Consider the following 14,764-nt stretch of genomic DNA (forward strand, 5'->3'; position numbering starts at 1 on the left):
AATCCCCGCCAGAACGCACCGGGGGTCGACTCGGTGGCCATCGGCTTCGCGGTCGCCGCGAACAGCACCTGCAACGGCTCGGAACCCAGCCGCTGGCGGGCCCTGAACAGCGAGGACTTCGCCGGAACGTGCCAGTTACCCAGCAGCCCCAGGCCCCGCAGTCCCGCGACCAGGTGCCGCATGACCTCGAGATACGGAGCAGGCGAGAACAGCGCCAGCCCCAATACGAAATACACGACCAACCGCGCAGGAAGCAGTCGCCTGCGTTGCTCTGAACGTCCGCATGCGGCCACCACCCGGTCCACCAACCCCGGCGGATACACCCAGGTCAACAGCCCAAGACCCGATAAGTCAGACGCACTTGCAGCCACCCGCACCACCCCCGGCACCCACTCCCAACCAGCCTACGCCCACAGCAAAAGCAACGGCATTGCATCTAGAGGACATCTAGAGGTCACCGTCGCCGGCCCGGCTGGTCCCCTTCACCTACCCGTTCGATGTGGCCCAGCAGCCGACCGCGACGTCCGCATCGGCGCGGCCGGGGGCGGCCTCCCGGTCACCTTCCAGCCCGTGGCCGCCCAGCACCGCTGCGACGTGGTGCGGCGCGCGGCGCACGCGCTGTACGAGGCGGGGTGGTGGGGGTCAGGCCGGGTGCGCCGTAGTCACCATGAGCCGCCGCCCCCGCCCCCGTCTCCGCCGCCGGCTCCTCCGCTGTCGCCTCCGCCGCTGTAACCGCCCGACGAGGAACCCGAGCCGCCGGACGACGGGTCGGTGGCGGCGGACACGGCCGCCAGCGGAAGGTATGTGGCGAGGTGGGGCCGGAGCGTCGCGTCGTCCCCGGGTATGGCCGTCCGTGCCCGCGTGCGGGAGGCATGCGCGTTCGCCCCGTCGGCCGCTGCCGCCGCGGCCCTCCATGCCTCGGCCTCGCCGAGGGCCACGGCCCACGCGATCTCGTCCTCGTCACGCTTCTCCCAGCCGTGCCGCCCGGGTTCGGCCAGATGGCGCCGGTAGGCCTCCGCCTGGCACCACAGGTGGGAGCCGCGCACGGTGCGTGCCCGCAGTTCCCAGGACCGCACGAGGGCCGCGAGCCCGGCGCCGGCCAGTGCCGCGCCGACTGCCAGCGGCGTCCGCCAGTCCGCGCCCGGATCCGCCACGTCCGTCGCCGTGATCCCCACGACGACCGTTCCGGCGGCCGCGGCCACCGCGCCGCCCCACAGGGCGATCCGGCGGCGCCGCTCCCCGGACGGCTCCCACAGCCCGTCGCCACCCGTGCGCCGCCAGTCCTCGAGCCGGTGCCGCAGCAGGTTCCAGGCGATGGCGAACGCCCCGTTGTACTGGCCCAGCGGGACGCGCGGCTTACGGGCGAACACGGCCTGGAGCACCTCCTCCGTCAGCGGGTCGGCGGCGCCGGCCGACCGCTCGCCGGCCTGGTGCAGCACGGGCTTCTTCTTGCCGCTGATGGTCAGATGCCCGTCCGCCGCCGCGGTCAGCAGCCACGCCGCCAGGTGTTCCTGGCGCACCCGGTCGGTGAGCAGGATGCCGGCGTGCGCGGGAGCGATGCCCGCAGGCGGCTCGCCGTATGGCGTGACAGAGGCGCCGAGCCGGCGAACGTCCATTCGCCGGGTCCGGCCGTCCGCCCCCTGGACCCGCTCCCGCCCCGCCAGCCGCACCAGCTCCGCGGCCACAGCCGTCGCGGCGAGGGCGATCCCCGTGGCCCACAGCCACCCGGCCGCGACGCCGTCCCCGGCCTCGGCGGCAGCCGCCCGTCCGCCGGGCGCCTTCGGCAGCGACGCGGCGCCGCCCCCGTCGGCATCTCCGACCTTCGCGTACAGCGTCAGACCCTCTTGCGCCTCCAGCGCGTCCTGCGCCACGTCCAGCTGCCCCGGTACGGGCTGCCGCTGCGTCGCACAGGCCTCGGGTGAACCGGACGATCCCGACACGCAGCTCGGCTCTTGCAGGGCGAACGGGGCGGCCAGATGCACGTCGACGTGTCCGACGGGCACGTCCCACTTCGTGCCGACGGCATCCCACGCCAGCCGCTCCTCGTCCCCGAGGCGCGGCAGGGTGTACTCGATCCGGTACCGGTGGGTCCCGGTCACCGTCGCATCGGGATCACCGATCACAATCCGGGTGCCCGCCCTGTCCTCGACGCGGTAGGGCACCGGCTCGCCGTCCGCCGTGACGGATACCTTGCTGACGTCTCCGGGATCCGCCCTGGGCACATCACGGTAAATGCCGTGCCGCTGCTCACCGTTGAAGTCGTAGTCGATCACCTCGGTGATCCGGGCCGTCCCGTCGGTACGTATCTCGGCGCCGACCCACATCCGGGCAATCCGTTCCCCGGGCTCCCCGAGCACCGCGCCCAGCAGCCCGACCAGCCCCACCAACACCGCGCCCACGAGCAGCAGAACGGCATCCCGCCGCCTCCGCCACCCCACCGACCTGGCCCTCACCCGGGCCCCCCTCACCGTCACACATCACCGTCAGGGGAGGACGATACAGGCCACGCATTACGCAACAGAGGTGCGAGAAACCGCAGTTCGGCGTCCGCGATCCATCCGTCGCCGAGACCGAGCCGAGGCTGAGCAGACCGGCTTCAGTAACGGGACAGGGGGCGGTCGAGGTGCGGGCCGGCAACCGACCCTGTGCACGCTCCGCCCGGCTACACGCCCCCCGGAGCAACGCGGCCTGCTCACATCCCGGCAGCGGTGCTTGATCACGCGGGGTGAGGAGTGCCAGATCGGCGGCGGCGAAGTCCGGCCAGATGCCGCATGAGCAGCGACCAGATCCCCTCGGTGGCGCTCAACTCCGTTGAGCTGGAAGGCATCTGGAAGACCTGTAACCAGTCCTTGTGCTCCTCGGCGAACGCGGCCAGCTCGGGCACCAAGTGCGCTCATCGGCCACCCGACGGACGCCCGCTCCCGGCGTCCCGAGGTCTTCACGCCAGCGAGCGGCTACCTGGGCCTGAGCCGATGCCGGTCTTCGGCTGCCCTGCCTGCCCCGCCCATGGGCACCGGCCGGGGGGCTGGGGGCAGTAGCGTCCCATCGCGGTCGGCCAGGACAGATGCAGATCCCGCGCGGCCTGGATGACCGTGGAGCCGGCATCCCGTATGCGGCGCCCGGCCGCACCCCGCAGCCGGGCGGTCAGTCTGGCACCGGCCGGGATCTGCGGGATCTGCTCGGTGAAGGATTGGCGAGGGCAGTCGGCCTCGCGGCACCACCAGCGGCGCTTGTGCCAGCGGAACTCCAATCCGCTCTCGCCGTAAGGGAGATCGCGCGGCCGGGTCACCGCCGAGCCCTTCACCCGGGTGGCGAAAACCCCGCAGGCCGGGCAGGCCCTGGCCCTCTCGTCGGCCGTGACCAGGTGAACTCGGCGCCTTCCGTCGGCCAGCCGCTCAACCCGCGCGACGGACACCCCGTCGAGGTCGAGCAGCAACGTCGTATCGTTGAGCAAGCTCGCGGCTCCTGCATGAATCGTTCTGCGTCGAGAACAGAGATGATCACGCAGGTCCACGGGCATCCTGCATCCGGGGCCGTGCCCGAATGCGTCATGACAATCGGCCGGGTGTGGTTCGCTGCTGGGGTGACTCAGGACTTGGAGATCGTCGCATTCGAATCCGCCGAGGCGTTCGAGGCATGGCTCGGTGAGAACCACGTCGTCTCGCCGGGCATCTGGCTCAAGCTTCGTAAGAAGGGCCCCGGAATCGTCGCGCTGGACTACGCCCAGGCGCTCGACGTGGCGCTCTGCTACGGCTGGATCGACGGCCAGAAGGGCAAGTTCGACGACCAGTGGTGGCTCCAGCGGTTCACCCCGCGCAAGCCGCGCAGCAAGTGGTCCAAGATCAACCGGGACAAGGTGGCCGCCCTGATCGAGCAGGGCCGGATGCGTCCGCCGGGGCAGGCCGAGGTCGACCGCGCCAAGGCGGACGGCCGCTGGGAGGCGGCCTACGACGGTGCGAAGACCGCCACGGTGCCGGACGACCTCGCGGCGGCCCTGACCGCCGACCCGGGCGCGGCGGAGTTCTTCGAGACACTGGACCGGCAGAACCGCTACGCGATCCTGTACCGGATCCAGGACGCCAAGAAGGCCGAGACCCGGGCGCGCCGGATCGAGAAGTACGTAGCGATGCTGGCGAAGGGCGAGAAGCTGTACCCGTAGTCACGGAAAGGGGACCATGGCCGTGTGGTGCCCTGGGGTCCCGGCGCGCCTGCGGCCCCGGCAGCAGCCACCAAATGCCCTCACCGAGCGTAACGAAACGCCAAAGGCCCTGAGCAGGCGCACCGCTCAAGATCGAAGACCCCTCACGACACGCCTTGATACTCCAGCTGTGGATCGTGACCTTCATCGACGAGTGGCTTGTCGTCGTTGGTAGTGGCAGTGGAGAGCGCACGATTGTTGGCGGCGCTGCCCAGTTGTCCCCGGCGTGGATAGCATCACCTGGCCAGTGCAAGACGTCCGCAACTGCGCCAGGCGTCCCGGCCAGCAAGGAGGCCACATGAGCGAGGCGTACTCGCCAATCCCGGAGCTGAACCTGCTCAAGGAGTTCGAGCGCCGGATCGGTCCGGTCTACTACTCGGAGGGTTTCGAGCTGCGCGAGTACGGCGCAGACGCTGGCCTCCACACCTGGTCGGAGCATCCGGAGTTCCTGAGCCGGTTCATCCCCTTCGCGCAGGCCAACGGCTCCGGCTCCGACTACGCGCTGTGGCGGTGCGACGATCGGACCGACCTTGCCACTCTGCCCGTCGTCTTGGTCGGCGATGAAGGGCATCTCTATGTGATCGCGCGAAACCTGATGGAGCTGTTCCAGCTTCTGGCCATCGACAGCGAGCCTGTCGCTGACTTCGGGTTTCTTGCCTCTGGAGACGTTGAGGAACACAGCGATGGCCACCATGAGTTCCTCGCCTGGTTGAACCAGAATTTCGGCCTTGAGTCACCGGAGGACCTGCACGCGCTCTGGACCGGGCGAAAGAAGTCTGACGATCGGTTCAGGGCATGGGTGAGCCAGTTCGTTGAGTTGGACGATCACTGACAGTCCATCGCAGTTCGTGATCTTCATGGCTGTGCGGCTTGTCGCCGGTAGTGGCTTACCTGGGCTCGGGCCTGGTGGCGGCGTCGCCGGTCGGACCAGCAGCAACTGGTGGCTGCCGGGGCCGGGTCCGGCCAGCTCGATGACGGCCCAGTCGTAGAAGCGGTAGCCCTTCGCGCCGGTCCCTGCCGACAGCTTCTGCCAGGCTTGCCTGGGCACCTTCGCGGCTGGCACATCCGCGCGGAACTTCCCGGCATCGGTAGTGACTTCATGGGAGCAGGCAACGGCGAGAACGTAGCCGACCTGGCGCTCTTCCAGCGCGGAGCGCAGCTTCGGGCTGCCGCCGTAGACCTCGTCGCCCGCGACCCGGCCCGCGCGGTGCCCGGCGTCAAGGAACCGTCCGATCATGCGGGCGGCCAGCTCCGGCTTCGTCGCGAAGACGGTGTCCTCGTCCAGGCCCGCGGCCCGGCAGCGGTCCGGGTCGCACGTCCACGAGCGCGGGACATACAGCTCCCGTCGACCGCCGCATGTCCGCGGTGACCTGCGTAGACGAGGTAGACGGCGACCTGCGCGTTCTCGATCCTCCCGGCGGTGCCGGTGTACTGGCTCTGGACGACCCCGCCAACATGGTCCTACTCAGCGATACCCGAGGGCTCGCAGCTCCTCATCAGTGGTCGAGTCGTCGTGCGGCCGCGGGCGGCCAGGTGTCACAGGAACCATCCAAGGCAACCACCCCCAAGCCATGCCCGGGGCCATTGGATCCTCCGGACCGAACGACAGCCCATCCGACCCCTCAACAACGTAGGACCACCCCCGGATCATGAACAACAAGGGGGGAAGTCATGCCGGACCCGAAGGCCGGAGGCCCCATCGCGGAGCCAATGAAGACGGTAACCGGGGGGAACGGAGCCCGGGCTACCCGTCGTTGGGTCTCGCCCCCCTACGCTCGTGATCATGACAAAGGGATTCAGCGACCAGTTCCTGCTCGAGGCGGAGCGGCACTCCGTCTGGGGCGCCGCTCAGCTCGAGGCGCTCATGGAGTTCCTGCCCGAGGCGCCGTGGACAGGAACGGGTAGCACGCGCCGGGCGATCACCGTGGCCACCCGGGCCAGGGGCCACAGCTGGTCCTCCGTCCAGCCGTGCGCGGCCGGCCCCTTCTCCAGCTCCGCCGCCAGCCAGGCCCGCCACTCCGGCTTCATCCGTGACGGACACCCGGACCGCCCAGCGGACTTGTGTGAGACCCGTAACCGCCGCGCGAACCTGCGGCGGTGTCACCCCTTGCGCGAATAACTCGGCAGCCTCGGACCGCACTTGCTCCCGCCGGGCCCGCTGCTTCGCGGTCAGGCCACCCCCATCGGGATACCGCATGACAATGAGGTACACCCACCAGCGAGATCACCGTCACCCTAGGCCGAAACCTCAGTAGTAGCGTTTGCCGTCGTGGTGAACGGCTGTCGTTGGCGACGGTCGGACCCGGCGTGGTGAACGGGCTCGCGTCGGCGTTGCGGGGCCAGGCGGTCGGCGCGCCAGCGGTCCCGGTGTTGTTCATGGTCTCGGCCTCCGGGGACTGCTGTTCCAGGTCCGTCGGCCGGGGCGACCGCAGGAGCCGTTCAGGTCAGATCCCGACCTCTCGATACTGGTGGGTTGGGATGTTTGCCTCTGTCGGGATTCCGGCCCCTTGAACAAGACTTTGCCGAACGGGGCGGGGCCCAAGCGACCCGGACGTCCGATCGCTCTGCGGACTGCTCCGCGGTGCTGAGCGCCGACCGTCCTCGAAGACGTCCATGACTCGTCCACGAGTCATCACAGGAAGTGAGATATTGGCATGCCCATGAAAGAAACCCCGTCTGCCGAGCAGGTCGGCGGCCCCGGTCACAAACGCCGTTCCCGCTGGCTGACCAGGAAGTTCCTGGTGCTCTTCCTCGCCGTTGCCACGCTGCTGGGTGGTGCGGCCCTGGTGGCACCGCAGTTCCAGGAGAAGGCCAGCGCCATCGATGACGGCAACGACATCACCTGGGACATCAGTGGCGGCGAAAAGGCGTACGACGACATGATCAAAGCCGTACGCCAACGGGCGACCGGCGGCAAGGTGCTGCGGGAAGGGGTGCTGCAGACCGACCCCACTCTGGACACCTCCTCCAGGAACATCTTCGCCATCGACCTGCGGGCCAGCGACCTGCCCTCGAGTTCGGACGGCAACAACGTCCGCCTGATCGTGCGGGCGCGGGACCTGTTCATCATCGGCTACCAGGTCAGGGACGGAAGGGGCAGCGCTTCGCCCATCTACTTCGAGGGCGACGACCCCGACCCCGACTCGGCGGTGCCTTCCGGCACCTTCGGCTTCACGGGCAGTTACGGGGACCTGGAGAGGCGTGGCGGCCAGGCGCGGGCCAACATGAGGCTCAATCAGCAGGTGGTGGACGCGGCGTACCAGAACCTGCGGGGGAACGCCAGCGTGAACGCGGCAGCCCGGTCGATGATGGTGTTCGTCATGATGGTCGCGGAAGCAGCGAGGTTCGAGCCGCTGCACCAGGACTTCAGGCAGGCCTTCGGCTCCAACGGCGCCGGTGAGACGGTCGTCAACGTTGCCGACGCAGAGCTGATGAACAGCTGGGGCGAGGCATCGCGGCAGTTCGCCGCCAGCCTCGAGAACGGAACACCCATCGACTTCCAGGTCGACGACCCCGCAACATCGAGCATCGACTTCGGCGCGAACACGCTGACGGCGATGGCCGCGATCCTCGCCATCTGCCTTCTGCAGAACAGTCAGTGACGCGCGGGAGCCGCCCGATTCCGCTGCCAGATGCTCGAGGCCCCGGCGCAAGTGGCCTGCCCCTCCGCACGACCGCGGCCGGGATGGTCGAGGTGAAGGCGCCGCGGGTGAACGACAAGCGCGTCGATGAGACAACGGGTCAGCGCGAGCAGTTCGCCTCGGCAATCCTGCCGCCGTGGTGCCGCAAGTCCCCGAAAAATCAGTGAGGGCCGCCGCCCTGGCCATGGTCTTCAGGCTCGTCGAGTCCGCGCAGGCCCGCTGGCGAGCGGTGAACGCTCCCCATCTCGTCGCCCTTGTCCGCGCCGGAGCCCGCTTCGAGGGCGGTCACCTTGTCGAACGCTCCGAGACCCTCGCGGCGTGATCGAAGCCGCGAGGATCGGAGCGACCGTCAGGCGTGGGGCTACTGCACGCGGGACTGCTGCGGGGTGTGAGCGAGCAGGGCTTCTGTGAACCCCTGAACACCGGTGCCAGGCTGGGCGCGACGGGCCATCGGTTGATGATGGCCAGCAGGTGCCAGCAGCGTTCCGCGCGGGGGTCGCCAGCGATCTCCAGACTTGTCAGCAGCCAGTGGCGCAAGTCGGCGTCGTCGGCGCGGCTGAAGGTTTGCGCGTAACCGGCGGCATGGGCGTCTCGATGATGGGTGCGGCCTCGGCCGAGGCCGGAGCGATGCCGGCGCCCGCCACCAGCTGGTACGACCGCGATCAGCCCCTGCACCAGCGGTGGCACACACGCCTTAACCGGCTCACCGCCGCCAATCCCCACATCCCCCGGGTCCAGCCTCACCCGGTGCGCACTGGGCACGCGCGGCGACACGAAGCTGGTGACGTGCCTGACGCACGGTCAAGAGTTGCGTGGGGTCACTAAGCCAGACTCGTAAGCGAGGACCACGAGTTGGGCCCGGTCACGGGCCTGGAGCTTGGCCATGGCCCGATTGATGTGGGTTTTCGCGGTCAGCGGGCTGATCACCATGTTGCCGGCGATCTCGTCATTCGACAGACCCCGCGCGACCAGGACAACAGCCTCGCGTTCGCGGCTGGTCAGCTCCTCCAGCCCGGGGCCGGGGTCGGTGGGGAGTGACTGGGTGACGTACCGGTTGATCAGCTTGCGGGTGATCGAGGGCGCGAGCAGGGCGTCGCCACGAGCGGCGACGCGTACGGCGTGCAGGAAGTCTTCCGGCACGATGTCCTTGACGAGGAATCCGGCAGCGCCGGCGCGCAGGGCGTTGAAGACGTACTCGTCCAGGCCGTAGTTGGTCAGGATGACCACGTGCACTCCGGCCAGGGCCGGGTCCGCGGCGATGCGCCGGGTTGCCTCGATGCCGTCGATGCCCGGCATCTGGATGTCGATGAGCGCGACGTCGGGCAGGTGCTCCTCGGCGAGTTGCATGCCCTCGCTGCCGTCGGCGGCCTCGGCCACCACCTCGATGTCGTCCTCGAGGTCGAGAAGGGCGCGAAATCCGCTGCGAATGAGAGGCTGGTCGTCGACCAACAGGACACGGATCATGACGTCCGTTCCACGGGGAGTTCCGCCTGGACGGTGAAGCCGCCCCCGTCATGTGGTTCGGCGCGTAGCCAGCCGCCGAGGGCGGTGACGCGTTCGCGCATGCCGAGTAGCCCGAGGCCGGGCAGGGGGGCGATGGCCGATGTCGCCTTGCCGTCGTCGTCGATGCGTATGGCGAGGGAATCCGGAAGGCAGTCGATGCGGACCACCGCGGTGGTGGCGTCGGCGTGCCGGGCGACGTTGGTAAGGGCCTCCTGCACGATCCGGTAGACGGTACGGTCCACCGCAGTCGGTACGTCGTGCTGCCGCCCGTCAATCGTCAGCGTGGCGTCCAGGCCCAACGTCCGGGATCTTTCCACCAGTGCCGGAACATCGTCGAGCCCGCGCGGCGGGGTCGTGTCGTCGTCGCGCAACGCCTCAAGCGTGGCGCGCAGTTCCCGGCTGGCCTCACGGCCGGCCTCCTGGATCGCCAGCATCGCTTCCGGTACCTGCTCGCCAAGTCTGCGGGCCACATGGACCGCGACTTCGGCCTGCACCTTGATGACCGAGATCTGATGAGTGAGCGAATCGTGCAGCTCCCGCGCGATGCGCAGCCGCTCCTCATCGGCGCGCCGCCGCGCGGTCTCCTCCCGGGTCCGCTCGGCCTCCTCCGCCCGCCGCTCGGCCTGCCGCACCGCCTCCCCCGCGGCGAAGGCGGCGATCAGCCAGGCGATCTCGAGCACGCCGCCGCCCCGCCCGAACGCCTCGCGCACCGGCTCGTCCTGGAACACCAGCGCCGTGACGTGGAGAGCGACCACCGTGGCGAGGGACACCGCTACGGTGACGGCGCGGTGCCCGGCCCGCACCGCGCCGTACACCGCGACCAGATAAGAGACGGCGAGCACGTCGAACCCGGCCGCCTGATACCCCACCGCACACAGCCCGGTAACGCCCAGGATCAGAAGCGGAGCCCGGCGGCCGGCGGCCAACGCCAGCCCGCTGCCCGCCAGCAGCGCATAGCCGAGCAGGGTGCCCTTCGCCGTGGAGCTCTCACCGGACAGCCCGGTGCCCACCAGCAGCGCCGCCACGCCGACGGCGACCACCCAGTCCCAGACACCGGCCGGGACACCAAATCGCCCTCTGTCCATACGCGCACCCTAGCCGTGACGCCACTACGGGTGAGTCCCGCTCACGAACGAGCGGCCGACTACCGCGCCCGCGGTACAGGCCTGTCGTCTGCCGCACCCGCAGCAGGCGCATGAACCACCGGCAGCAGCGCGAACTGTCTGCGTCCGCTGGACGACTGACGGCGGGGCCGATGGACATGCTGGGCCGACATCGAATCGCACTGAGGCGACATCGAATCGCGGGCGACAAGGAGGCCCCTCATGGCAGTCCAATCCGTGCTTGCCGCACCGGCAGCCGTGCACATCGCAGTCCAGTCGGCTGCCGCCACCGGCCTGACCTCCGGGCGACTGGTGGGCACCACAGCCGCCGTCGTGGCACTGGCCGGCGTGGTCATCGGCGGACTGGCTCTGGCCCGCTCCACCGATCGTTCCGCCATCGGCAACAGGCGGAACAGGGCCCTTATGGCCCTGGCGGCGGGACTGGTCGGCCTGGCCATGGGCGTAGTGAACCTGGCCGTCGCCGACGGTGGCCCCGGCACCGGCAATGGAGTAATCGCCGGCGCCATAGCCCTGGCACTCGGCCTGATCGCCCTGGCTCTCGGCGGCCTGACTCTGACCCGCGCTCAACGCACCGGCTGACGGCGACGGATACGGGCACGCATTCGCGCCCGCCTGAACTGGCGAAGAGGCGCGGTCCGTCGTCAGGTTCTGGCACAACTTCCGTGCAGGAACCACTCTGAGTGACGGCTGGGCGTGTCCGGGGCGGCATCCGAGGTCACCCGAAAGTCGGCCGTGGTCAAGGCGGTTGGGCACACCGTCTGGGCCGCTGAAGAGGTTGTGATCCGGCTGGAGGAGCTGTTGTTCCCGTCGATCGCGAACGTCACGGTGTCGGTGGACGTAGATAGCGCGTTGACGCGCAGTGCACCGCGGTTGGCGCCGTCTGCCCGGGATGCGGGGCCCTGTCGTCACAAACAGGTCATTGAGGCCCTCGCTTCTTCTGCGGCACGGGACTTCGGGTGGGCAGGCGCGAAGGGTCTCGCTGTGCGGCGACGACCTCGTGCACGTTCAGTAGAAAGCGCTGGATTGTTGCCAGCTCCGTGTCGGAGAAGGTCCGCGTCGCAGCGACGACCTCCGTGATCAGCGGTCCGAAGAACGACTGTTCGAGGGCGACTGCCCGTTCATCAACCTCGAGCAGAACACGGCGTCGGTCGCGGCTGTCTCGTGTGCGCCGCACGTGGCCGAGCTTCTCGAGCCGGTCGACAAGGGCCGTGGTGCCCGCAGAGTTCAGGCCGAGCTGCCGCCCGAGCCGGCCGGGCGTCGCCAGCACGTGCGCCCGAGCGGCATCCAACAGGCAGATCAGGGCACGCAGATCGGTCGGGTGCAGGCTGTTGCGTTGCGCGAACTCGGCTCCGATCACCTTCGCCGCAGCCCTTCGCGCAGCCCGCCGCAGCGTCACCACGTTCGCCGGCGCTTTCCCCCCTCACCACCTCGCCGCTGAACTGGCCAACCTCGCCCACGAGTTGGCCCAAGAACTCGATCCGCCACGTCGCCTACGCGTGCTGATCCGCCAGGTCAAACGGAAGATGTCCCGCTTCCTCGCCTGGCACCCTGACCGCCCTCGACCACCCCAAGCGCGACGCGGCCATGCATGTGTGTGCTGGTCGGCGGTCCAGTCGAGGGATTCCTCCCCCAGGAGCCGGTCTTCCGTTTGCGGCCGAGTCGGCGCCGACTTAGGTTCAAGGTCGTCACGTTATGTGACAGAGCCGACATACTTCTTATGTCGGTTTCCCCCTTTGGTGGCATCGAATGGAGCATTCATGTCGGTGATGACCGGTACTCAACCCATGCAGCAGGCCGGCGCGCAGGTCGGCGGCTCGCAGCAGATCGCCCAGCTGGTCCAGCAGACCATCCAGCAGGCGTGCCAGCAGACGGCCCAGCAGGTCGCGCAGCAGGTGCAGCAGACGTTCCAGCAGATCCAGCAGATCCAGCAGCAGCTCCAGCAGCAGGGCATGGCCCAGCAGGCCCACCCGTACCTGGCGCTCGCGCTGCACCGTTCGCTGCACGCGGGCATCCGGCACGCAGTGGAGCAGTCCGTGCAGCAGGCGCTGCCGACCGCGATCGTGGCGCTGCTCCAGCAGAGCCAGCAGGGTCAGCAGGGCCAGCAGGGCCAGCAGCAGTGGAGCGGTGGGTTCGGCCAGATGGGCCAGCAGCCCTACGGCCAGCAGTACCAGCAGCCCGGCTTCGGCTTCGGCCAGATGGGTCAGCCGTTCGGTATCGGCTGACCTGAGGGCGGCACGATGCGGTGTGCCCGGAGCGGTTTTCCGGGCACACCGCATCAGCGTGCAGGAGCGAGCCGCCCTATCGCCGGATCAGGAGCACAAGGACGACATCGGTGTGACGACATAGGCGTGGTGAAGGTGGACGTGATGGTGAAGGAAAGGCCCGGAAACAGCCACGAGAGCGGACCCGAGGGGGCCAGTGCGGGTGGGCCCGGCCCCGAGGGCAGGGCAGCGGAGCCCGGCAAGAAGGGCGCGCCGGCATCGCTCGCCGTGCAGCCGCGCAGGGAGCGATACATGGTGGCACCGCTGCCGCAGCATCTGCTCCCGCCAGGAGTGTCCGAGCTCAGCATGGAGGCGGTGTGCGACCGGCTGGAGCGCATGCCCGAAGTCAGGGTGGCACGCAGGCTCCAGCCTTCAGACAAGCTCCAATCGGCCGGGCTGCCCTCCTCCTGCCCGGAAATCGCGGTCGTCGAGGCGGCCGAGGCCCAAGTGCCGGCGATGCGGTCGCTGCACGTACACATCGAGCCGGACCTGCCGTTGTCCGGCACCGGACCCGCCGCCACGCCGACCGCGGGGATCCTGCCGCTGCGCGATCCTGCGCTGGTCGCGCCGCTCGAACAACCCGTGGAGATCTCGCTGCGCGTCTGTGGCCCGGAGGGCGAACCGCTTGCCGGCGCTGGGGTGTTCCTGATCGGGTCGTCCTGGCCGGGGCAGGGCATCACCGGCGCCGACGGGACGGTCACCGTCACGCTGGCCACGGAGACCGCAGAGTCCGTGCAGTCCCTCTACGTCCGGCCTGCGGGCGGCTATGCGGACCGCTGGATCAACCGCCCCGACCTGTCGGTGGCCCGGGAGAACCTGGTCACCCTCACACCACTGGACAAGGTGTACCCGGGGCTGGACGAGAGGCAAGAGTACGGCTGGGGCCAGCAGGCCATGCGGCTGGACCGGCTGCCTCCCACGTTCCGCGCCTTCGGCATCAGGGTCGCAGTCATCGGTTCGGGGGTCGCCTCCGAGCACCCCGATCTGAAGCAACGGGCGCGCTCCGGGGTCGATTTCGTCCGCGGTCTGCAGCAGGGCTGGGCCCAGGACAGGGTCGGCACCGGTACCCATGCGGCGGGCGTCATCGCCGGAGCGGACACCGGCAAGGGCGTCATCGGCATCGCGGTCGACGCCGAGCTCGAGGTCTGTCAGGTGCAGCCCGGCGGCTGCTTCAGTGACCTTATCTCCGCGCTGGACCGCTGCATCGACCAGGAGGTCGATGTCGCCCACATCGGGGTGGCGGCCCCGTATGCGTCGGCGCTGGTCTCCCGCAAGCTTGCCGATGCCAACGCTGCGGGCATCGCCTGCGTCGCTCCGGCGGGCGACACGGGCGGACCGGTCGCCTTTCCCGCCTCGCTGCCGACCGTGTACGCCGTGGGCGCGCTGGGAGTCTTCGGCTCGTACCCGCAGGACACCTCCCAGGCCACCCATGCAGGCCCGCAGCTGACACCAGAAGGGCTCTTCGCTGCGCCGTTCAGCTGCTACGGCCCGGGCATCGACGCGGTCGCTCCCGGCGTGGCCGTCCTGTCGTGCTCGGCGCAGGGCGGATACACCGCCCTCGACGGCACCGGCACGGCCTCGGCTCACGTCGCCGGTCTCGCCGCCCTCGTACTCGCCCACCACGAGGACTTCCACGGCCAGCTGCTGCCCCGCGGACCCGGCCGGGTGCAGCACCTGTTCGACATCATCTCCGCCAGCTGCCGCCAGCTGGCCGCCCCGGGCACCGCGCAGGCCGCCCGCGTCGGCCGCGGCCTGCCGGACGCCCTCGTCGCCCTGGGCCTGGCCCCCGGCGTACAACTCGCCCCGGCCCTGTCCCCCTACGTCCCGACCCTGACCGGTTAGCCCGGTTGGGCATAGCCAGGCCACGTCCCACTGCGAGATCCCCGAGCGGCGCCCGCCCCTGAAGGACGGGCGCCGGTCGGGTTCTTGTGGATCTCAGGGCGAGCCTCGCAGTTCCGGGTCGCGGCGAGGTGTCCGACAAGACCCGGAGGCACCCTCAGCACACCACGTGATGTGTGAAGGTACGCCCCGTGCAGT

14 protein-coding genes and 3 pseudogenes are annotated in these 14,764 nt (G+C 69.6%); 9 read left to right on the forward strand and 8 right to left on the reverse strand.

Going from position 1 to position 14,764, the window contains the following annotated elements; all coding sequences use genetic code 11:
• The 4 genes from ACGFNK_RS18330 to ACGFNK_RS18345 all read right to left on the reverse strand — a co-directional run.
• Positions 1–389 (reverse strand): transposase domain-containing protein (locus ACGFNK_RS18330; RefSeq protein WP_393417007.1); only part of this gene is annotated, 389 nt, incomplete at its 3' end.
• A 273-nt stretch (positions 390–662) separates the two neighbouring features.
• Positions 663–2,453: a DUF2207 domain-containing protein gene (locus tag ACGFNK_RS18335; RefSeq protein WP_393417009.1), complete on the reverse strand. Its 1,791-nt coding sequence runs from the start codon at positions 2,451–2,453 to the stop codon at positions 663–665.
• A gap of 263 nt (positions 2,454–2,716) precedes the next feature.
• Positions 2,717–2,884 carry a hypothetical protein gene (locus ACGFNK_RS18340; RefSeq protein ID WP_393417011.1) on the reverse strand — a complete coding sequence of 56 codons (168 nt, stop codon included), beginning with the start codon at positions 2,882–2,884 and terminating at the stop codon, positions 2,717–2,719.
• A 54-nt stretch (positions 2,885–2,938) separates the two neighbouring features.
• Entirely contained in the window at positions 2,939–3,454 is a 516-nt protein-coding gene (locus ACGFNK_RS18345) for a transposase family protein (protein ID WP_393417013.1), read from the reverse strand.
• Between the two features lie 96 nt (positions 3,455–3,550).
• Here ACGFNK_RS18345 and ACGFNK_RS18350 point away from each other — a divergent pair, with 96 nt between their 5' ends.
• Positions 3,551–4,159, forward strand: coding sequence for a YdeI family protein (locus ACGFNK_RS18350; RefSeq protein ID WP_393417015.1), 609 nt, complete (start codon positions 3,551–3,553; stop codon positions 4,157–4,159).
• A 337-nt stretch (positions 4,160–4,496) separates the two neighbouring features.
• Positions 4,497–5,030, forward strand: coding sequence for a hypothetical protein (locus tag ACGFNK_RS18355; protein ID WP_393417017.1), 534 nt, complete (start codon positions 4,497–4,499; stop codon positions 5,028–5,030).
• Positions 5,031–5,120: 90 nt separating this feature from the next.
• Here ACGFNK_RS18355 and ACGFNK_RS18360 read toward each other — a convergent pair.
• Positions 5,121–5,659 (reverse strand): annotated as a pseudogene (locus ACGFNK_RS18360) (transposase); the annotation flags it as partial.
• Positions 5,660–5,981: 322 nt separating this feature from the next.
• Here ACGFNK_RS18360 and ACGFNK_RS18365 point away from each other — a divergent pair.
• The 4 genes and pseudogenes from ACGFNK_RS18365 to ACGFNK_RS18380 all read left to right on the forward strand — a co-directional run.
• On the forward strand, positions 5,982–6,317 hold the full coding sequence (locus ACGFNK_RS18365) for a hypothetical protein (protein WP_393417019.1): 336 nt from the start codon (positions 5,982–5,984) through the stop codon (positions 6,315–6,317).
• Between the two features lie 535 nt (positions 6,318–6,852).
• Positions 6,853–7,800: a ribosome-inactivating family protein gene (locus ACGFNK_RS18370; protein WP_393417021.1), complete on the forward strand. Its 948-nt coding sequence runs from the start codon at positions 6,853–6,855 to the stop codon at positions 7,798–7,800.
• Positions 7,801–7,871: 71 nt separating this feature from the next.
• Positions 7,872–7,997 (forward strand): annotated as a pseudogene (locus ACGFNK_RS18375) (IS256 family transposase); the annotation flags it as partial.
• Between the two features lie 8 nt (positions 7,998–8,005).
• A pseudogene (locus tag ACGFNK_RS18380) lies at positions 8,006–8,161 on the forward strand (IS256 family transposase); the annotation flags it as partial.
• Between the two features lie 479 nt (positions 8,162–8,640).
• Here ACGFNK_RS18380 and ACGFNK_RS18385 read toward each other — a convergent pair.
• On the reverse strand, positions 8,641–9,303 hold the full coding sequence (locus ACGFNK_RS18385) for a response regulator (RefSeq protein ID WP_393417023.1): 663 nt from the start codon (positions 9,301–9,303) through the stop codon (positions 8,641–8,643).
• A complete protein-coding gene (locus tag ACGFNK_RS18390) occupies positions 9,300–10,427 on the reverse strand; it encodes a sensor histidine kinase (RefSeq protein ID WP_393417025.1) in 1,128 nt (375 codons plus the stop codon). The genes ACGFNK_RS18385 and ACGFNK_RS18390 overlap by 4 nt, the downstream gene beginning before the upstream one ends.
• Positions 10,428–10,667: 240 nt before the next feature.
• On the opposite strand from ACGFNK_RS18390, the gene ACGFNK_RS18395 reads away from it, so the two are divergent.
• Entirely contained in the window at positions 10,668–11,045 is a 378-nt protein-coding gene (locus ACGFNK_RS18395) for a DUF6223 family protein (RefSeq protein ID WP_393417027.1), read from the forward strand.
• Between the two features lie 337 nt (positions 11,046–11,382).
• Here ACGFNK_RS18395 and ACGFNK_RS18400 read toward each other — a convergent pair whose 3' ends face one another.
• The gene (locus ACGFNK_RS18400; protein WP_393417029.1) at positions 11,383–11,823 is read right to left on the reverse strand and encodes a MarR family transcriptional regulator; all 441 of its coding nucleotides are present in this window, start codon (positions 11,821–11,823) and stop codon (positions 11,383–11,385) included.
• A gap of 400 nt (positions 11,824–12,223) precedes the next feature.
• On the opposite strand from ACGFNK_RS18400, the gene ACGFNK_RS18405 reads away from it, so the two are divergent.
• Both ACGFNK_RS18405 and ACGFNK_RS18410 read left to right on the forward strand, forming a co-directional pair.
• On the forward strand, positions 12,224–12,688 hold the full coding sequence (locus tag ACGFNK_RS18405) for a hypothetical protein (RefSeq protein WP_393417031.1): 465 nt from the start codon (positions 12,224–12,226) through the stop codon (positions 12,686–12,688).
• A 144-nt stretch (positions 12,689–12,832) separates the two neighbouring features.
• The gene (locus ACGFNK_RS18410; RefSeq protein WP_393417033.1) at positions 12,833–14,569 is read left to right on the forward strand and encodes a S8 family serine peptidase; all 1,737 of its coding nucleotides are present in this window, start codon (positions 12,833–12,835) and stop codon (positions 14,567–14,569) included.
• Positions 14,570–14,764 lie beyond the last annotated feature (195 nt).

The sequence above is a fragment of the Streptomyces sp. NPDC048825 genome (assembly GCF_043198355.1).
GTDB lineage: Bacteria > Actinomycetota > Actinomycetes > Streptomycetales > Streptomycetaceae > Streptomyces > Streptomyces xiangluensis.